The 18791-nt window shown below is 38.6% G+C and carries 18 protein-coding genes; 3 read left to right on the forward strand and 15 right to left on the reverse strand.

All coding sequences use genetic code 11. The features are described 5' to 3' along the window. Positions 1–67: 67 nt before the first annotated feature. Both C3K47_RS06155 and bioA read right to left on the reverse strand, forming a co-directional pair. Positions 68–865 carry a hypothetical protein gene (locus C3K47_RS06155; protein ID WP_207765243.1) on the reverse strand — a complete coding sequence of 266 codons (798 nt, stop codon included), beginning with the start codon at positions 863–865 and terminating at the stop codon, positions 68–70. 52 nt (positions 866–917) lie between these two features. Beyond that, positions 918–2183 carry an adenosylmethionine--8-amino-7-oxononanoate transaminase gene (gene bioA, locus C3K47_RS06160; protein WP_103788253.1) on the reverse strand — a complete coding sequence of 422 codons (1266 nt, stop codon included), beginning with the start codon at positions 2181–2183 and terminating at the stop codon, positions 918–920. A gap of 157 nt (positions 2184–2340) precedes the next feature. Here bioA and corA point away from each other — a divergent pair, with 157 nt between their 5' ends. Continuing rightward, positions 2341–3318, forward strand: coding sequence for a magnesium/cobalt transporter CorA (gene corA / locus C3K47_RS06165; protein ID WP_103788254.1), 978 nt, complete (start codon positions 2341–2343; stop codon positions 3316–3318). Next, positions 3315–4088, forward strand: coding sequence for a hypothetical protein (locus C3K47_RS06170; protein WP_103788255.1), 774 nt, complete (start codon positions 3315–3317; stop codon positions 4086–4088). The genes corA and C3K47_RS06170 overlap by 4 nt, the downstream gene beginning before the upstream one ends. A gap of 226 nt (positions 4089–4314) precedes the next feature. Here the strand turns inward: C3K47_RS06170 and C3K47_RS06175 are convergent, their stop codons facing one another. The 12 genes from C3K47_RS06175 to C3K47_RS06230 form a co-directional block, all read right to left on the reverse strand. Then, positions 4315–5265: an NmrA/HSCARG family protein gene (locus C3K47_RS06175; protein WP_103788256.1), complete on the reverse strand. Its 951-nt coding sequence runs from the start codon at positions 5263–5265 to the stop codon at positions 4315–4317. 354 nt (positions 5266–5619) lie between these two features. Then, on the reverse strand, positions 5620–6405 hold the full coding sequence (locus C3K47_RS06180; protein ID WP_207765244.1) for a type 1 glutamine amidotransferase domain-containing protein: 786 nt from the start codon (positions 6403–6405) through the stop codon (positions 5620–5622). A gap of 93 nt (positions 6406–6498) precedes the next feature. Next, positions 6499–7062 (reverse strand): Crp/Fnr family transcriptional regulator, encoded by a 564-nt coding sequence (locus C3K47_RS06185; protein WP_103788257.1) that lies wholly within the window; start codon positions 7060–7062, stop codon positions 6499–6501. Between the two features lie 270 nt (positions 7063–7332). Further along, positions 7333–8814, reverse strand: a complete 1482-nt coding sequence (locus tag C3K47_RS06190; RefSeq protein ID WP_103788258.1) for a serine hydrolase domain-containing protein — start codon at positions 8812–8814, stop codon at positions 7333–7335. A gap of 235 nt (positions 8815–9049) precedes the next feature. Next, positions 9050–10252: a DcaP family trimeric outer membrane transporter gene (locus C3K47_RS06195; protein WP_207765245.1), complete on the reverse strand. Its 1203-nt coding sequence runs from the start codon at positions 10250–10252 to the stop codon at positions 9050–9052. A 225-nt stretch (positions 10253–10477) separates the two neighbouring features. Next, positions 10478–11158 carry a carbonic anhydrase gene (locus C3K47_RS06200; protein ID WP_103788259.1) on the reverse strand — a complete coding sequence of 227 codons (681 nt, stop codon included), beginning with the start codon at positions 11156–11158 and terminating at the stop codon, positions 10478–10480. 497 nt (positions 11159–11655) lie between these two features. Beyond that, a complete protein-coding gene (locus C3K47_RS06205; protein WP_133159339.1) occupies positions 11656–12150 on the reverse strand; it encodes a hypothetical protein in 495 nt (164 codons plus the stop codon). Between the two features lie 270 nt (positions 12151–12420). After that, positions 12421–13218, reverse strand: coding sequence for a DUF3050 domain-containing protein (locus C3K47_RS06210; protein WP_165784649.1), 798 nt, complete (start codon positions 13216–13218; stop codon positions 12421–12423). Positions 13219–13234: 16 nt separating this feature from the next. After that, positions 13235–13978: a menaquinone biosynthetic enzyme MqnA/MqnD family protein gene (locus C3K47_RS06215; RefSeq protein WP_103788262.1), complete on the reverse strand. Its 744-nt coding sequence runs from the start codon at positions 13976–13978 to the stop codon at positions 13235–13237. A 4-nt stretch (positions 13979–13982) separates the two neighbouring features. Further along, positions 13983–14663, reverse strand: a complete 681-nt coding sequence (locus C3K47_RS06220) for a histidine phosphatase family protein (protein WP_243392503.1) — start codon at positions 14661–14663, stop codon at positions 13983–13985. Positions 14664–14754: 91 nt separating this feature from the next. Beyond that, positions 14755–15963 (reverse strand): aminofutalosine synthase MqnE, encoded by a 1209-nt coding sequence (gene mqnE, locus C3K47_RS06225; protein ID WP_103788263.1) that lies wholly within the window; start codon positions 15961–15963, stop codon positions 14755–14757. Positions 15964–16106: 143 nt separating this feature from the next. Continuing rightward, entirely contained in the window at positions 16107–16967 is an 861-nt protein-coding gene (locus C3K47_RS06230) for a CHAD domain-containing protein (RefSeq protein ID WP_103788264.1), read from the reverse strand. A 14-nt stretch (positions 16968–16981) separates the two neighbouring features. Between C3K47_RS06230 and C3K47_RS06235 the strand changes: the two genes are divergently transcribed. Next, entirely contained in the window at positions 16982–18097 is a 1116-nt protein-coding gene (locus C3K47_RS06235) for a trans-sulfuration enzyme family protein (protein ID WP_103788265.1), read from the forward strand. Positions 18098–18247: 150 nt separating this feature from the next. Here C3K47_RS06235 and C3K47_RS06240 read toward each other — a convergent pair whose 3' ends face one another. Continuing rightward, complete coding sequence (locus tag C3K47_RS06240) at positions 18248–18778, reverse strand: hypothetical protein (protein ID WP_207765246.1); 531 nt, start codon at positions 18776–18778, stop codon at positions 18248–18250. Between the last annotated feature and the right edge of the window lie 13 nt (positions 18779–18791).

The raw sequence follows: 18791 nt of genomic DNA on the forward strand, positions 1-18791 counted from the left end.
CCTTAGACCCTCAATCAAAAACTACACAGTTGTCTGATTTGGGAAAATAAATAAAAGTCCTAACCTATTACCATCCGGTTACCAATAAATTTTTAGCAGCTTTTTCACCGCATTTTTGATATTTGGAATAAGCCAAAGCCGCTCTTGTTCGGATCTGCTCATTCGATTCATTATTTAAATAGCCAACAATCGCATCGTGAATGGTATAAGCTTCAGGGCACATTAATCCTGTTGTCCAGACAAGTGGGTTAACTTTTGCGCTTTTTAAATGGGTCGAAAAATAAGACTTACTTATACAAGCCAATATGATTATATCCCGGGTTTTAGCATCTGTGTTTCGAAAAGTTTCTGAGAGTTGAAAATCCATAAGTCCATCATGACCGATATATGCTACCAAGCTGGCATTGCCTGAAATTCCGATGGTTTTATTGTCAATATTGATGGTATTCTTTAACTGTCCGCAGCTACTTCGAAGGAAATCTTTGGTACATTCCTTTATATTTTTTCCGTTATAGGCATCGGCAATCAGATAGTAATTTTTTGTGGTGTGTTTAAAAATTAATCTTTCCAGTTTGATGCTATCTAACTTTTGGGTTTTAATCAGTTTCCATTCTTTACTATTCTTAAAATAGGTCCGAATTCCATAGCTGCAGCCCCAATATAAATTACTGTTAGGATCTTGCCCATTCCCAATTTTAGACGGTACCGGAACAATTCCTTGATATTTATTATCGCAAAGGGCAACGTAAATATGAATTGTTTTAATGCTGGAGTCTGGTTTAACGGCAGGCTTATTTTGTAAACCCTGCGCATTACAATTTATAAGTATTAAATAGGATAAGAACGCCAGAACTAAAGACTTCATGGTGATATGTTTTAATTAAGCAACGATGGTTGATAATTGACTTCTTCCTAAACTATATGACCTCCAATGCTTCTTCAATTTTTCCATAAACCAGATTTAATTCATCCGGAGAAATACAATACGGAGGTAGTAAGTAAAGTACGTTACCCATTGGCCTAAGGATAATGCCTTGTTGCAGGAAGAAATAATATAAACGGTCACGAATTGTATTAAAATACGAAGTTTCTTCGCCCGCATTCCAGTCCATAGCTAGTATGGTTCCGGTTTGGCGCACATTACTCAACTTTTGATGATTTTTAATCTTCGCCTTGAATTGTGTATGCTTAGTGCAGATCATTTGAATTTGGGATTGCGTTTGGGAACTAAGCAGCAGATCCATACTGGCCAATGAAGCCGCACATGCCACAGGGTTGGCGGTGAATGAATGACCATGGAATAAGGTCTTTAACTTATCGTCTGACAAAAACCGGTCGTAGATCTTTTGAGTGCAAGAGGTTATTCCCAAGGGCATTGTTCCACCCGTCAACCCTTTGGAAAAACACATCATATCAGGTTGTTCCGTTAAATATTCGCTGGCAAAAAGTTTTCCGGTGCGACCAAACCCAGTCATTACCTCATCAGCTATGATCAATATTTCTTGTTCCTTGCAAAAACGGATCAGTTCATTTAAAGGTTCAGCTTCGTACATGATCATCCCTCCTGCTCCCTGCACTAAAGGTTCGAAAATGAAAGAAGAGATTTGAGATTTTAGACTTGAGATTTTAGATTTAAGACCATTCAAATTCTCATGGGTAGGAAGATCGATATATTCTACATCAAATAATAAACCTTCAAACGCCTGTGTAAAAGCACTGCGTGCACTTACCGACATAGCGCCAAACGTGTCGCCGTGATAGGAGTTATGAAAAGCCAGTACCTTTTTCTTTTGGGTACCGCTATTGTACCAATACTGAAAAGCCATTTTTAAAGCCACTTCAACAGCGGTGGAACCGTTATCTGAGTAAAATATTTTGCTTTGATTATTAGGTATAATTTCAAGTAAACGCTCTGCCAGTTCAACTGCTGTTGGATGAGTAAAACCTGCAAAGATCACATGCTCAAGGGTGTTCAACTGTTCTGATACTTTTTGAGCAATATATGGGTGAGCATGTCCATGAATATTTACCCACCACGAAGCCACAACATCCATATATCGTTTCCCATTCTCATCGATCAGGTACAAACCTTCGCCCCGAACAATAGGAATGGGCGGTTGAGCGGTTTTCATTTGGGTATATGGGTGCCAGATAACGTTTAGGTCGCGTTCGGTTAATGTCATAATCAGGTATCAGGGTTTATTACAAAGGCTCAAATATCATAAAGAATACCGTTAATTCCGATCAGTAAAGATTAAAAGTTTGGGTGTTATATCAGCCTAACTCCTAAATTTCAAAATCAATTAAGGTCTTTTTAGTAAATTAGATTAATGCTAAAAGATGAGCTCTATCGTTAATTGTGCTGCATATGCGGATGGCAAGCGGGTGGCTAACATTGAGCTAAACGAAATTGGCCAAACCCTCACACAAACCGATCAATTTGTGTGGATTGGTCTTCATGAGCCTAGTGAGGAGTTACTGAGTCAGGTGCAGCGCGAGTTCGGTTTACATGAGCTTGCTGTTGAAGATGCACATCGTGCCCACCAACGCCCAAAGTTGGAGCCTTATGGTGATACTTTTTTCATCGTTCTTCGCACTGCTCAAATCAACAATCAGCAAAGGCGAATTGATTTTGGTGAAACCCACTTTTTCCTGGGAAATAATTTTATTGTCACGGTACGCCACGGTTCCTCCCTGTCTTATACCGAAGTGCGTAATCGTTGTGAAAGCACCCCTCAATTATTGCGTAAAGGCCCCGGCTTTGCACTTTATGCCGTAATGGACGCCATTGTAGATCAGTATTTTCCGGTTATAGATGCACTTGTTGAGGAATTAGAGGAACTGGAAGAAAAAATCTTTAACGAAACCTATAAGCGCGAAACTACCGCCCAGATTTACAATCTGAAACGGCAGCTGCTTGCAGTGAAACACGCGGTTTCCCCTTTGACTGATATTTGTAACCGATTGATGCGGTTCGATTCAGAAATAATTCAGGAAGATACACGGCCCTATTTCCGCGATGTATATGATCATTCGGTACGAATAAACGAGATGATTGACAATACCCGCGAATTATTGACCACGGCTTTGGAAGCCAATTTTTCCCTCATTTCCATTTCTCAAAATGAAATATCTAAAAAGTTCGCAGGCTGGGCTGCGATTATAGGAGTTCCCACCATGATTGCCGGCATTTACGGAATGAACTTCAGTTTTATGCCCGAATTGAACTGGCATTATGGATATCCCTTTGCTTTGGCTTTAACCCTGGGCTCCTGCCTGACGCTTTACCTAATTTTTAAACGCTCGGGTTGGTTATGATGCAGGTCTTTGAGTTTGAAGATCAAAAATGGTTTCCGAATTTTATTCGGGAAAGTATGACTGATTATCTGAGGTACGTTCTAAATACTACAAATTTCTATAGGCCTACTACTTTATTATTATATGACTGTTTGAATCAATCCAATGCGAATATTTGTGTGGATCTATGTTCGGGAGGAGGTGGCCCAATTGAATCCGTTATTAAGAACTTAAAGGATGAACATGATCTCGATGTGCGTTTTATACTTACCGATAAGTTTCCCAACCAGGAAGCTTTTAATTTTATAAAGAAACGTTTACCAAACAATATTGAGTTTATTGAATCATCTATTGACGCAATGGAGGTCCCGGCAGAACTTGTAGGTGTGCGAACCATGTATTCGGCAATACACCATTTTGAAAGGGAAACCATAAAATCAGTTATTCAAGATGCAATAAAAGCTAAAGTCCCCATAGCAATATTTGATGGCAGTGATAAAAGCTTATTAACTATTGTTATTATCATCATCTTCCATCCAATTGCTTTTTTCTTATTCACCCCATTTTTTAAACCCTTTAAGTTCTCCAGGATACTTTTTACATACATCATTCCTGTTATTCCGTTCTGTACAATTTGGGATGGTGTAGTTTCAATATTGCGATTATATCAGCCCGGGGATTTACTAAAAATCGTACAAGAAGTTGACAGTAATTATAAATGGAAAGCAGGAAAAGTCAGGAATAATCTGTACATGAACATTACCTATTTGACGGGAATTCCAGAGAAATGAACTTCAGTTGTATGCCCGAATTGAATGGCATTAGGGATATCCCCTTAGCTGCTGTTAGTTTCCAGATGCACTAAAATAGAAATTCTGGTAATATTCAGGCATTAAAAAATGGTATTAAAACTTGTGAGTGCTTCCATCTAGCTAAAATAATAACGGTTCTTTTAAGCATCCAATATGAAAGATGACCTAAAAGAACCGAACAATGAATTCTGATTTAATTCGATTTTTATTCTATCGGAATGCGGGAGGCATTTGCTGCCAGCCACTTATCAAAGTTTTGCAATTGTGGATTGAGTTCGGCTGAAAAAGCTTCATTGCGAATGCCATTGAAGTCGTCGTTAAAGTCTCTTTTAAACTGAAACATATTTCCCAAATCATCGGCACCGGGAAAACCAAAACTGCGATAGGTTTCCGGGCTTACATTATTGTAATGAACCTTAACACCCAAGGCAGCTGAAAGTTTTGAGGCCATTTCTTCTCCGCTAAGTTTTTCGCCAACAATACCAATGGTTTTGCCTATTACTTCATTGCCTTTTTTGAAAATACCATAAGCGCATTTGCCAATATCTTCAGCAGCAATGCCTGCTAACGTTTTATCGTCCATCGGTAGGGTAATATAATACTTCCCATCCGGGCCTTTTTGTGGCCCCATGCCGAAATAGATGAAATTGTCCCAATAAAAAGAAGTTCTTAAAAAGGTAACAGGTAAGCCGGCTTCTGTAAATAATTTATCAGAGGCTCCCTTGCCGTCGAAATGGGGTACTTTATAATTGCCATGTAAGGTGGGCATGCGGTTGTCATCTAAAGGTACCCAGTTTCGGGTGTCTTCCAGGGTCGACCAAACAACATGTTGAAGGTTGCTTTCCTTCGCAGCCTGAATAAAGTTGGCTACTTCTTCTTGTTCTTTCTCTGCTGAAAAATGCTCCCAGAAAAAGGTGACAAAGTAGGCTCCGTAAGCTCCATGGAGTGCCTTTTTAATGCTTTCCACATCATCAATATCGGCAGATACAACTTCCGCCCCAAGGTTTTCCAAAGCCTTTGCCTTTTCTGAACTCGCATCCCTGGTCACGGCTCTTACTTTAAATGCTGAATTGCTGTCGGCTAAAATAGCTCTTACAAGCCCGCCGCCCTGTGCTCCGGTGGCACCAAACACGGTTATGATTTTTTTTTCTTCCATTATTTATTCTTGATTGTAAAGTTTTAGATGTAGTACTTCATCCGGCCACATGCATCATTCTTCAACAGTAATAAACAGGTAGCCAGTGTATTAAACTTAAACAATCTTGCTATTTATTCCAATATGGAAGAGGACAATATTTTACTTAATTACCTGATGAGTTTATTATTTTCTGCTATTCCCTAGACTCCAACCTTTAATGAATTTTCAGGCAAAATAAAGCCCCTGATAATTGTAGAATCAATTTCAGAGGCTTTATTTGAACATTGCTTTACGAGAGCAATTACCTTTGTTATTTCAATTTCCTTAAACAGATAAGGGATGAATGGTTCTTAACTACAAAAGAATTGAGTATTACTTCAGTTTATTCAGTTCAGCTAATGTTGCTTCCCCTACACTTTTTGCCGAGGCAGGGTTTTGTCCGGTTATCACTCGCTGGTCAGTTACCACATGAATTTGCCAAAGTCCTGATTTTTCGAAGATTGCTCCACGTTCAATTAATTTACTTTCCAACATAAATGGAACAACTTTTTCCAGTCCCACGGCTGTTTCCTCTTCGTTGGTAAATGAATTGATCTTTTTCCCTTCCACCAAATACTTACCATTGCTTAATTTAATGTTTACTAAACCTGCTGGCCCATGACAAACGGCACTTACTATTCCGTTGTTCTCATAAATTTTTTGGGCAATAGCGGCTAGTTCCTTGTTATCGGCAAAGTCCCACATGGTTCCATGACCACCAGCATAAAATATGGCCGAATACTCTTCAGGCTTTACCTCACTGGGTTTCATGGTATTTTCAATTTTAGCACGATATTTTGCATCGTTCCAAAACTCTTTATTGGTAGCATCTTCCAAATTAAAACCATCAACCGGAGCTTTACCGCCTTTGGGACTCACAAAATCAATTTCGTAACCTGCCCTATGCAAAACTTCCCATGGATGCGCAACTTCTGCTAAATAAAAACCTGTGGGTTCTCCGGTATCTCCTTTTTTGTCGTGGCTGGTTACCACGAATAATACTTTCTTCATTTTGGTTGCGTTTTTAGATTGTGCTGTTGCTTGATTAATACCCAGAAGTATGGTGCAACCTGCAATAACCATAAATGCTGTAATGATACTTTTAATTGATTGTTTCATTTTTAATTGTCAAAAGATTACAATTCAAAATTCCCTACAAATATTAAGATGCCACAGGACCTACCTCACAGATTTTATGTGATGTAAATCACACTAAGAAGAAAGTCGGCTTAACGTTTCTCTGGAAACCCCTAAATAAGAAGCGATCAAGGTTTTCGGAACCCGCTGAAAAAGTGAGGGGTACTGAAGTAATAACTGTTCATAGCGTTCTTTGGCACTACTATTCAGCAGTGACAAAATTCTTCGTTGCAAAGCAACATAGCCTAAATTTGATTTACGCCTGAAAAAGTGTTCTATTTTATGCAATTCTGAACAAATTTTATCCCTGTTTTGAAGTGATAAGCACAGTAGCTCCGAATCCTCAATACAGTTGATATGAAGTGTTGCTGTTGTTTGACTAAAATAGGCTTGGTAATCTGTTATCCACCAATCTTCCATAGCAAATTGCATAATGTATTCTTTTCCTTCCTTATCAATATGCGATGCTTTCAAAAGCCCTTTTACTACAAAATAATCATTTGTAACAGTATCTTCTTCCTGAATCAGGTATTGATGCTTTTTAAGTTTTTTGGTGGTAAAATGAGATAGTATATAATCAAACTCCTGATCTGTTAATGGGGTGATCTTCTCAAAATGTTTTCTTAATTCAATACTCATATCAGATGGATTGTTAAATATCTTTCGGTTTTATGTATAACTTAACAGTGTAATGGTATGCAGCTAGCTCTAAAATAAATATTCCTCCCATTTCTTCAACGTTTTAAACGAGTTGGACTTAGTTGAAAACAGTACTACTATAACGTAAAAGCAATTTTATAAGATGAATAAGACTTCAATAAAACATGAAACACAAAGCCTCTGAGATTCTCCCAGAGGCTTTGTAAATACTGCTGATGGTTTTCTTTAGAAGATGCCGTTAATTAACCATTAGCCAACTTTTGCTAATACAAAAGTATTCCCGCCAGCTTGCTGCTGTATTCCGGTCACCGTATTATTTGAATCTTTTAAAAAGGAAAAAGCAAATCCCGGTACTTCCATAATGAAAAATTCGGTATTGGAAGTAAAGTTTAATTTCATTTTCATTCCGTTTTGAACGGCTATTAACTGGTCACCTTCTCTTTCAACCGAAACAATTACATTGTCGACCTTATAATTTCCTACGTAGATATCCAAAATAGCCTTATCAACTGTAGCAAGCTTTTTATGCACAGGGTTATAAAAGCCTTTCCAATCATACACTGTTGCCACACCGTTTATAATCTCATTTAAAATATCCATACTAAGGCTATTGGTCATTACCACAACGCCATTACCATTTTCCATACTGCCATAGTACTGTGCTACGAAACCTTCATCACCTCCACTATGCTGGAAATAAGTTTGTTTACCCATTTTATTGATAAATACACCCAAGGCGCAAAAATCACTCACATAAGGTGTTAACCGTAATTTGGTCATTTCCTGAGAGAGAACCTTAGTTGACTTTCCCTTCAAAGACAATTGCGTTTCGATAATGTATTTAGCTAAGTCGCTAGGGTTAGTCCAAAGGCCCGCTGCCGCTTGCTCAGGGTAAAGATGATAATCTCCTTTCACTGGCTTTCCGTCGTTGTAATAAGCGGTTGCCAACTGGCTTTGTTTTTCTTTAACCGTAGGTTGTGTAAATGAACTATTGAGCATTCCCAGAGGGTTCAATACATTTTCCCACATATATTGGTCATAGGCTTTACCACTAACATCTTGAACAATAACTTGTGAAATGGTTGTACCTCCTCCAGAATATTGAAATTTCGCTCCCGGCTCAAAGGCAGAACGAACTGCTGGACTATTGGCCGGAGGAGTTCCATTAAGCACTTGAGGAAGAGTTGGTAAAGGAGTTCCAACTTCATAACCCTGAAAGCCGTGAACGGTTAAACCCGCCGAATGACTCAGCAAATTAGCAGTATTTATCTTTTTCCCTTTGGAAAGACTATCGTAAGGAAACTTCCAGGACTTTAAATAATCATTTATATCATTCAACAGGTTCAATTTTCCATCCTGCACCAGTTTAAGCACTCCTATCCCATTTAATGATTTACTAATAGAACCTGCCTGAAACAGTGTTGTGGTGGTTACCGGACGTTGCTCAGCTTGGTTGGCCCAGCCATAGCCCCTCGCCCATTCCACTTTATAGTCTTTAATTACCGCTATGCTAATACCATTTACATTGTAATGAGCCATGCGTTCCTGCAGGGTATGATGGTTATTTTCTCCTTCAATTTGCACCCATAAACCTAGGTTATTTTCCACCTCATTGATCTTTTCCTCAACTTGGGGGCTGTATTTTATATCCTGCGCATAAGCCGTTGATTGCAATAACTGAAATAATAAAAGGAGCAGCGAGCCTAAATAGATGTTTTGTTTTTTTCTCATAAATGTAATTTGTAGTAATGTTTGCGTGGGCTTTGACGCCTCAATCCAGAAAAATGTTTCAGACGATCTGTGGATTTTTTTAATAAAATTGATTTGCAGGTGATGTGAATATTTTACTGCATGGATCTGATCATTTTAGCCGGAATCCAACCAAATAAAAGGTGCGCTGTAAAATTCAGAGCACCAAATTATTAAAAAGTTATAAAATCATGAATAGAAATTAGTTGTCGGGCTATTATTCTTGTTTAAACTTAAACTCATGCCTAAAGCTGTATTTAAAACTAATTTGAATTTTGGTTGCCGATGTTTCCCATCCATCCTGATAATTTTTACGATTGATCCACTGAAGTTCCACACCAGCAGTTACATTAGGTATCGGATAATATAATAGATTGGTGCTGGCGTAGCTTCCTTTATGAAAAGCATCAGGAGCTTGTCCATCAGAATTATCAACAATAATTCCTGAATATCCAATGACACTACTGAACTTATTATTCCATTGATGGTTTATATAGGCTGAATAGCTATAAAGTGGTAAAGGAACACCTTTAAGAGGAGAAACTGGATTGGAAAAGTTGTTTTTTATGCCAATATCAGTAGGTGCATCATTCATGTTATTTTCAATACCTTCCCCAATTACTGTTTGACCAACAAATAAGGACTTTTTTCCCAATTTAAGGTTAGTACTTAAGTTAAAACCCCATCCAATAGCATGCCCAGTAAAATCGTATGGTTCTTCTCCCTGATCTTCCCAGGCAATTTTTCTGATAATGCCCGCTAATTCGGCATAACCCCAGTTACGTGTTACCCGAAATTCGGCAGACAGGTCCGGTAAATTAAATTTTGGTTTTATATCATCCAGTTCAATCCGGTCGCGGTAAATTCCCTGATCGGCACTTGCGCCAGGGCTTTCCAAGGCAAAAGCTAACCGGTTTCGTCCGCTAAGTGGGATAAAACGTAACTGAACGTTTTTACAGAGCGATAAACCAACCGGGCCCCAATACTCTACAATATTAGGGTAACCATCAATATCAGAGAACAAACTCCAGTTATGACCTACCCCAATTTTACCGAGTTCTACATAAGCAAAAATCATGTGAAAGGCTGTTCGTCCGGCATTATTGCCCGTACCAAACAAATCAAAGGCAAACCGGGCATTTAAGGTTCCCAATGGAGTTTGAATAATACTTCTAACTCCAAAAAAGCTTTGCCTTACTCCAAAAAAAACGTTTCCATCTGTTCCATATTGATTTTTATGAGCTGGCAATTGCGTGGGGCGCATCACATCAAAATAATCAGGATTTATCTGGTTAAAATTGTAACCCATATCACTCATTACCGTCCCAGCAATTTCTAACACATTTGGGAGCTCCTGCTGTTGAGCAAACAAGCGCATACAAATAAAACTGAAGCCCAAGGTTAAGTAGTATTTTTTCATAAGAAAAGATTGAGGTCTTTAGTTTAAAGAATTTGCAAAGTAGTTAGGATAACCGCGCGCTCTTTAGGATTTTTATCAGAGCTTTTGATGAGATGCAAACAGTTTTGAGCGTAAGTTGCTGTTAGTAATCTATTAAATATAAGATTTTCAAACTTTAACTAAAAACTTTAGGCCTTTAAAGATTTAAGAACAGCTATCATTAAGGTAACATGTGCGAGAAGGAAGCTAATGTTGAGTAGCCATAGTTGCGGGCTTTAACCATTCTACTTTACCTGAAGCAAGATCATAGACAGCGCCTACAACCTTTAACTCTCCCTTTTTTACAGCTTCACTTAATACGGGCCGGCTTTGATTTAGCGATGAAACCGTAAAAATAATATTGGATAATAAAGCCTTTTGGGTGAAATCTTTCTCGTTTAATTTTTCAGTGGCAATGGCAAGTTCAATTTTGTCGGTTAACACGCGAATATGATTATTGATCTCATTTTCAGGTTTTTGCAAATCAGCCACCGCAGCACCGATCGCACCACAGTTTTTATGTCCCATAACTACCACCAATGGGGTGTGTAAATGTTCAACTGCATATTCAATACTGCCAACCACGGCATCATCTGCAATATTTCCGGCAATTCGTATCACAAAGAGATCACCCAAACCTTTATCGAATATTAATTCCGGAGATACTCTTGAGTCGGAGCAGGTAAGAATAACGGCTTTGGGATGTTGCTCCTTAGATAAGCCAATGCGCAGGGACGAATCAACACCATGCACATTAAACTCTCCATGTACAAACTCTTTATTGCCTGTTTTAAGCCATGTCAAAACAGAATCGGGACTTGATACATGTTGACAAAATACCTCAGAAGAAATAAGAAAGAGCAGGAGAAATGGAGCTAAATATTTCATTGCAGTTGTGGGTTAGCAAAATGAACTATTTTACTATTGCATTCCAGCAATAGATTCTTATAAATATAACCAATAAAACAGATCAGCGTTAGTACACGGGCTCTCTTTTACACAGTTTCTTATATACTCCCAAAATTCACCATCAGCTGCACTGGTTACTTTTCTGTAGAAGCCCAAAGATTCAGGTTTGCGCCTCATCCTGCCAAATGTAAAAACCATTGTTGATGAATTTTTTATTTCTATTAGTCAAGTCCAAGTTGTTTTCTAAAATCAAGATTTAAACCGTATTGTTCTTCAACGGGAACTGCCAAAAGTTTTAAATGAGAGTAATAAGAATACAGCAATTGTCAAAAGTCTTGTCATTATTCAGGGTCTTTCTAAAATAGTCGCCAACGGTTAAGTGTTTATATTGTACTGATTTATAGAACTTCAGATTCCATCAGCACTAAAGTAAGTAAAAAGTAGAGGGTTAAACATAATGTTAGCCCTTGTGTATTTTATCCAACACCATTTATTGCCAGTTCACTAAATCCTAATTCCGTTGGGTCAAATAGCGCCCCCCAAAATGATTTTCCTCCGTCGCAAAAAATAAGTGGTTCACTCTTCCAGTTTTTATAGAAAGTCGTTAAATCTTCCTCCTTGTCAAAACTAAAGGCATTAAGATAAATATACCTATTGTTCTTTATTTCAACACCAACGTATTGAAAAGCAAAATCCTTTAAGTTAGAAACCCTACTACCAGTAGAGCAGCAAGTCTTTGAATTTATTGTCAATACCTTTTTTAAGTTTCGTTGTAGCAAATCTATATCCTTCTCCGAGAGTGTCCAAAAATTAGAAATATCCTTTGGGACGGCCCTTGAACATTGTTCCATCAATTTCGGTCCTTTACTAGCGTCAAGGATTGTGCTATGTTTAGGTTTAAATTCATCTCTTTGAGCCATCGGTATTATTGGCTGAAAGAATAAAGTCACGATGAGAAGAATTCTTAGCATTTAGTCAAGTTTATATGAGGCCTAACAAGTCGCTTTACGCAACCAATTGCATGTATTTTTGTTTAGTTGTGTATCTATTTCCTTTAACTGAATAAATATGTTTTTCACGATGTAATTGTATTCAGGTATCAAAGTTCTAAAATAGCGATTCCGACAGTTTCTCCAAATTTTAAGCTCTTTGCCAATTTTCGTTTTTTCTAAAAACAACAAAGGCCCGTAAATTAAAATTCACGAGCCTTTGCGTTAAGTTATATTCTTTAGCTATTTGCTTTAATTAAGCTCAGCCATGGCTTTGTTATTGTATTGCATTATTTCTTCCAGCACACCATCCCATAGTTTAATACGTGAATTCAGGGCATTTACTATCGCCTTTTCGGCCGCTTTCCATTTATCCTCATCGTCCTCACAAAGGTCCGTGGTCATTTGTATGGCCAGTTCGCCATGATGGCCACCGTCTACTTCAATATGTCGTTCGATATAATACCTGAAAATGCTGATCTCGCCCGGATGCTGCTGATCGAGCTCCCTTAATATGGAAACAAACATATCAGGTATCAGGTCTTCCCGACCGAAAGTGAAAACAGCTGCCTGTGTATGTAACTTACCTTCGGCAATGGTGTTGAATGTATAGTTCACAAACTGCTGCACTGATTCAGGTAATTCCGCTGTGCGCAAGGCATTGGTTACCGAATAGATCCCGGTTACGCATTTTAAGAAAAACTTTAACTGAGATTTGTTCGCGCCGGCTTGTTTCATCGCATCGAGGTACAACTCGAAATGACTGATACGATTACCCTGCTCATCTACATCACTTTCTTCACCGGTAACGATCTCATTGATCAGGTAGCGTGTAGCTGCCGAACCTACCGGACGCCAAGGCGCTTCGGTACAGGTAAGGTTTTGCTGCAGGCTCTTTAACAACGACATAAAATCCCATACGGCAAACACATGGTGCTGCATAAAAATACGCAGATGCTCAATAGTTTTTATATGCTCATATAAAGTATGCGTAATGAGCTTTTGACGCAAAGGCTCAATATTAGCACGTATTTGTTCAACATTAGACATAATGGGGAGTGTAAATTTAAATTGCGCTTACCGGGCTATGATCTATCTCTTTCAGGTATTCGAGGTATAAATTCAGGGCTTGATGTTTTTTATCATCAAACACATAATCAATTTTATGTAAAAGATAATCATCCAAATCGAAATCGACACGCTTTTCCATGGTTTTTAACAACTCCTTGCGATGAGCTATTCCATAAGCCAAGGCCCTGTTCAACTCCGCTTTCAGTTGTTCGTTAATCGGTTTATTTGCCGCCCAAACAGCAAAAGCAAAAGGTAAGCCTGTAAAGTTCATCCATTCCTCTGCCAAGTCGTAAGCATAATTAAAATCCTGTTTGCGGCCAAAAGTACGGTCGCCGATCAACACCTGTGCATCCGCTTCACCTTCATGCAAAATTATAGGATCTATTTTCCAGTATTTTTTCATTAAAATGCGGGCCAGATTGTTTGAAGTGCGTGATTGTGGATCTAACCGAATGGTAGTAATTTCTTCAACAGGAACATCACTGAATATAAATACAGAATTAACCGCCCCGGTTGCCCCAATGCAAAAATCGCCAATGATCTCATAATAGGGTAAGCGTAAAAGCGCCGCCACAGGAATCAAACCAACATCTACTTTATCATCAATCAGCTTTTGTGCACAATCGGCAGGGATATCTAGCGAAAGTTCGATCTTATCTAAAACATTTGAATGTTCAATACCGTACAAAAACGGTTTAGTATTGGTATATGATACTGCCGAAACTCTTAATTTCTCCATCTCTCTATTTCTCCAAGTGAGTCAGCGAATTAAATGTAATTAATTCAAACTGCTGCCCGTCGTAACCCAATGTATATAATGATGTATTTTGATGGATAAACTTATCCATATGCCTAAATTCGATATTCAACAAACCACATAACAAAATGCGCATAGCACGACCGTGCATGCAGATCAACACATTTTTCTCCTCCTCTTTGCTTAATACAAATTCCATGGCCTGCATTTGACGTTCGCTAACTTCCAAAGGACTTTCGCCACCAGTAAAACGCACATCATAATAACCATCGGTCCAGGCGCTGGTAACAGCTGTAAAACTGTCGATAACATCCATTTTATAAGGTTTTCCTTCGTTTTCTCCCCAATCCAGCTCATCGAAGCCAGCGTATTGTTCCCACACCAGGCCTTTTGAAATAAAAGGTTCCATGGTTTGATGGGTACGCTTTAATGTAGAGGTATAAACTTTATCAAAGGGAATATGTTTGTAAGAATGATAAAATGAATCCGCTTGCTCACGTCCCAGTTGGTTTAAATCCGTATTCACTCCACGACCCTGCACTACGCCGTTACGGTTGTAATCGGTTTCGCCATGTCGCACAACGTACAGTATCTTCTTGTAATCCCGGTTTTGAACGTCAACTTCACCTTCCTGAAACGCCGGGTGATTCATAAAAATTTCCTTCATTCTTTATAGTTTAGTGGTCCATGGTCAACAGTCCATAGAATAGCTTTCAGCATCATTATCTGTTTTGAACCTGTACTTTGTACTTCTAACTTTAATTAATGCCTTCGTTAATAACCGGCAAGGCGATAAAGCCAGCTTCTTTCTCTTCGGCACTGAAATCGTAATTATTATAATCGGTGAGCACATTATACAACGTATCGCGTTCAACCGGATGACGATTTACATGTTTGATCAAGTCAACCAATTCGCGGGTGCTCATTGCCGGATGTTGTTCTTCCGAACCGGCCATTGAGTAAATCTTGGTCGTATCGTCAATAGTCCCGTCAATATCATCAACACCAAAAGCCAGGGAAAGCTGTGTGGTATCGCGGCCGATCATGGCCCAGTATGATTTAATGTGATCGAAATTATCTAAATAAATACGGCTTACGGCGTAGTTCTTCAGGTCTTCAATTACAGAAACCTCTGCTACGTTCGACATTTGATTGTCTTTATTTCTGAATTTCAGTGGAATAAATGTTTGGAAACCACCGGTACGGTCCTGAAGTTTACGCAGTTCCTCCAAATGGTGGATACGGTGCCAATAACTTTCGATATGGCCGTACAGGATAGTTGCATTGGAGCGCATACCCAATTTATGCCATTCCTCATGAATTTGCAGCCACTGCTCACCGGTACATTTATCGGCAGCGATCTTTTCCCGAATTTCAGGATGGAAGATCTCCGCTCCTCCTCCCGGCATTGATTCAAGGCCGGCTTCCTTCATCAGGCGCATGCCATCAGCATAGCTGAGCTTGGCTTTTTTAAAGATATAATGATATTCAACAGGTGTAAGCGCTTTAACATGCAGCTCCGGACGGTGTGCTTTTATTGCTCTGAACAATTCGGTATAAAACTTAAAATCATACTGTGGTAAAACTCCACCAACAATATGGGCTTCAGTAACCGGCTGTCCATCGTATTTCTTAACGATGTTCATCATATCCTCCATCGTTAACTCCCAGCCTTCGGCACGTTGCTTAATTAAGCGTGAATACGAACAGAATTTACAGTCGTACACGCATAAATTAGTAGGTTCAATATGAAAATTGCGATTGAAATACGTGAAATCACCATGTCTCTTTTCCCTGATGTAATTGGCTAAGGTTCCGAGATAACCTAGATCGCCCTTTTCAAAAAGCAACACACCTTCATCGAAAGTAATGCGTTCACTGTTTTTTACTTTTTGAGCAATATTTTTTAATTCGGGAGCAAGATGTGGATCTGCTAATAGTATGTCGATTTGTGTTTCAGATCTCATGTACTAAGTTTTGACAAAAATAGAAAACCTTTGATAGCTTCTAAGGCTAAAAAGAAATTTAAACGGTTTAGTTCGTTGATAATAGTCGCAAATAGTAATCATCACTGACTACCGCTTTAAACTTCAAAAGGTTGGAAAAGTTTTCAAAGGTGCGAATTATTCGCCAATAAAGTAAGTTTCTTCAAGCAATCTACCCGTAGTTTTTCAATAAAAACATTGAGATTCAATACTCTATGCGTCAAATGTTGGTCGCGTTCATTCTCATTAATATGCTTAGTAACAAATTTACAAAGCAGTTCATAGTCATGTAATTTTCCTAATTCCTCCTGCAAATGGTCAATATGCTCTAATGTAATAGTAGGAGGCAAAGGTTTATGAAATAGCTTGCTCAACAGTAAAACATGCTTTAATCGAGCCCTGATATGATGCAACTGATCTTTATCCGGACCGCGCAAGAGTTCTTCTTCAATATTAAGTTTATCGTTACTAAATGCTTTTAAAGCATCAGCAAGCCGGTTCTTTTTGGTATCAGGTTCGATATAATTTGCAAGGATATTCAAACTCTCATTTGCTTCTTCTGTTTGATAGTTGTCTATTTTATTGATGAATTTATCCTTAAGTTGATGTCTTTCAGCTGCAAGTAGTTCATGTAAATCCTCAATCCATTTATTTTCATCTGAGAAATAATGGCGAAGATGCTTCTCCAGCTGATGATTATCGCGCAAACTACCCGCATGTTTGAACAACTTTTTGAAAGGTTCGAAGATTTTTAGTTTTGGATCAGGAGAATTGAGGTGATGATCATATAAAATGCATAAAGCCTTAATAGTTTTAAGCTTTAAACGCAGCGTGTGCAGGTTTTCATTTGAACAATCATCTGACAACAAGGCCAAAACCTCATTTAAATCAGAAGAAAGTGTATCGATACTATGATTTTCTGTTTCCACATGCTGATTCTTTATTAAATTTAGGCTTTTTAAAACACGTTCTACAATTATCAACATACTAATTTCTTAATATGAAGCTAGAAACCTTAGCCGTACATGCAGGCAACCATCCCGACAGTGCTACCGGTGCTGTAACCTCTCCTATTCATTTATCAACCACTTTTTTAAGAGATGACGATTTGGGTTATTCGAAAGGATTTATGTACACACGTCATAACAATCCAAACCGGCAGCAACTGGAAACCTGCCTGGCAGCATTAGAAGGTGGTGAAGCAGCATTGGCATTTGGTTCAGGTTCCGCAGCAGCATTTGCAGTTTTTCAGGCTTTACAACCAGGTGATCATATTATTGCTCCTGATGATATGTATCATGGTTTACGCACCCAGCTTCGTCAAATATTTGTAGAATTGAAGATGTGGGTAACCTTCGTCGACTTTAATGAAATTGAGGATCATATACGTCCGAATACCCGTTTAATTTGGATGGAAACCCCTTCAAATCCATTAATGAAAATTACCAATATCGAACGCGTTGTTCAGTTAGCAAAGCAGCATAATATCATTACCGCTGTCGATAATACCTTTGCCACCCCCTGCATTCAACGTCCATTAGATATGGGAGTTGACCTGGTGATGCATTCAATTACTAAATATATCAACGGCCACAGTGATGTTTTAGGAGGTGTTGTTATTACCAAAAAGAACGATGATTTCTTTGGAAGGATAAAAATGGTGCAGATTTTAGCCGGTGGAGTTCCTTCTCCTTTCGACTGCTACTTAACCCTGCGTGGAATTAAAACATTGCCTTATCGAATGAAAGGGCATTGTGAAAATGCAATGGCGTTGGCTAAATTCCTGGAGCAACATCCTAAAGTGGAAAAAGTGTATTATCCGGGCTTAGCATCTCACCCTGATCATGAAATTGCAGTTAAACAAATGAGTAATGGTTTTGGGGGTATGCTTTCTTTTGAAGTAAAAGGAGGTGCCGAAGAAGCAGTAAATGTAGCCATCTCCACCCAATTTTTTACTCAGGCTACAAGTTTGGGTGGCGTTGAAAGTTTAATTGAACACCGCGCTTCGCAGGAAGGTCCCGATACCAAAACGCCGCAAAATTTATTACGTGTATCTGTGGGTTTAGAACATATTGACGACTTGATCGCTGACATTGATCAAGCGCTCTGGAAATAGTTCATCGTCGATAGTTGATAGACCATAGTTATAGGCTATTGTCTATCAGCTACTTTGTTGTTTTACCACCCATTTTGGTTAACACACTATCTACGGGTTCCCAAAGTTCTATTTGTCCGCACATATTTTAAAAATCATTATAGAACTTGATTATTTTCCAACTAATATCCCATATTCTTTAGGAATAACAACCACATTAAAGCGATTGGTCAAGCCGTAAAATAAAGTAAGGGTTAAAATCGATCCAATTAGCAAAATGAGAACCGATTGCGTTTTAGGTGTTAGCAAGAGTAACGAATGCTTCATCTTTTTATGATGAATGGAAGCAACATGTCCGAAAAATGCGAGAATTGCCAATCCGTAGTACGGCGCAAAAAAAAGACTGTAAGGAAATGTGTTTAACCCGGCTACTCCGAAATAAAAATTGGTATCCAGATTCAAAATATACCTTCCTGTAAAAACAGCACCAAGATGAATAACAAAAAACAAGGCCAGATATAAACCACTGTAAATATGCAGTTTCTCAAAAAAGGTAGAAACCTCTTTACGATTGACAACAAACAGCTTTAGGCCCGATATAACCTGTATAACAACGGCTGTAAGAAGAACTGTTTCAGAAATAGTATTACGTAAACATGCCGTAACAACTTCATTGCTGCTATGTGATTTTCGGCACCCCAAATACTGCAAAAAT

The organism is Solitalea longa, assembly GCF_002920915.1.
GTDB classification, from domain to species: Bacteria; Bacteroidota; Bacteroidia; order Sphingobacteriales; family Sphingobacteriaceae; genus Solitalea; species Solitalea longa.

What these genes read in the sequence shown, in the direction of transcription:
- C3K47_RS06155 (WP_207765243.1), bottom strand. Translation starts at nt 865, where the DNA reads ATGAAGTCTTTAGTTCTGGCGTTCTTATCCTATTTAATACTTATAAAT.
- bioA (WP_103788253.1), bottom strand. Translation starts at nt 2,183, where the DNA reads ATGACATTAACCGAACGCGACCTAAACGTTATCTGGCACCCATATACC.
- corA (WP_103788254.1), top strand. Translation starts at nt 2,341, where the DNA reads ATGAGCTCTATCGTTAATTGTGCTGCATATGCGGATGGCAAGCGGGTG.
- C3K47_RS06170 (WP_103788255.1), top strand. Translation starts at nt 3,315, where the DNA reads ATGATGCAGGTCTTTGAGTTTGAAGATCAAAAATGGTTTCCGAATTTT.
- C3K47_RS06175 (WP_103788256.1), bottom strand. Translation starts at nt 5,265, where the DNA reads ATGGAAGAAAAAAAAATCATAACCGTGTTTGGTGCCACCGGAGCACAG.
- C3K47_RS06180 (WP_207765244.1), bottom strand. Translation starts at nt 6,405, where the DNA reads ATGAAACAATCAATTAAAAGTATCATTACAGCATTTATGGTTATTGCA.
- C3K47_RS06185 (WP_103788257.1), bottom strand. Translation starts at nt 7,062, where the DNA reads ATGAGTATTGAATTAAGAAAACATTTTGAGAAGATCACCCCATTAACA.
- C3K47_RS06190 (WP_103788258.1), bottom strand. Translation starts at nt 8,814, where the DNA reads ATGAGAAAAAAACAAAACATCTATTTAGGCTCGCTGCTCCTTTTATTA.
- C3K47_RS06195 (WP_207765245.1), bottom strand. Translation starts at nt 10,252, where the DNA reads ATGAAAAAATACTACTTAACCTTGGGCTTCAGTTTTATTTGTATGCGC.
- C3K47_RS06200 (WP_103788259.1), bottom strand. Translation starts at nt 11,158, where the DNA reads ATGAAATATTTAGCTCCATTTCTCCTGCTCTTTCTTATTTCTTCTGAG.
- C3K47_RS06205 (WP_133159339.1), bottom strand. Translation starts at nt 12,150, where the DNA reads ATGCTAAGAATTCTTCTCATCGTGACTTTATTCTTTCAGCCAATAATA.
- C3K47_RS06210 (WP_165784649.1), bottom strand. Translation starts at nt 13,218, where the DNA reads ATGTCTAATGTTGAACAAATACGTGCTAATATTGAGCCTTTGCGTCAA.
- C3K47_RS06215 (WP_103788262.1), bottom strand. Translation starts at nt 13,978, where the DNA reads ATGGAGAAATTAAGAGTTTCGGCAGTATCATATACCAATACTAAACCG.
- C3K47_RS06220 (WP_243392503.1), bottom strand. Translation starts at nt 14,663, where the DNA reads ATGAAGGAAATTTTTATGAATCACCCGGCGTTTCAGGAAGGTGAAGTT.
- mqnE (WP_103788263.1), bottom strand. Translation starts at nt 15,963, where the DNA reads ATGAGATCTGAAACACAAATCGACATACTATTAGCAGATCCACATCTT.
- C3K47_RS06230 (WP_103788264.1), bottom strand. Translation starts at nt 16,967, where the DNA reads ATGTTGATAATTGTAGAACGTGTTTTAAAAAGCCTAAATTTAATAAAG.
- C3K47_RS06235 (WP_103788265.1), top strand. Translation starts at nt 16,982, where the DNA reads ATGAAGCTAGAAACCTTAGCCGTACATGCAGGCAACCATCCCGACAGT.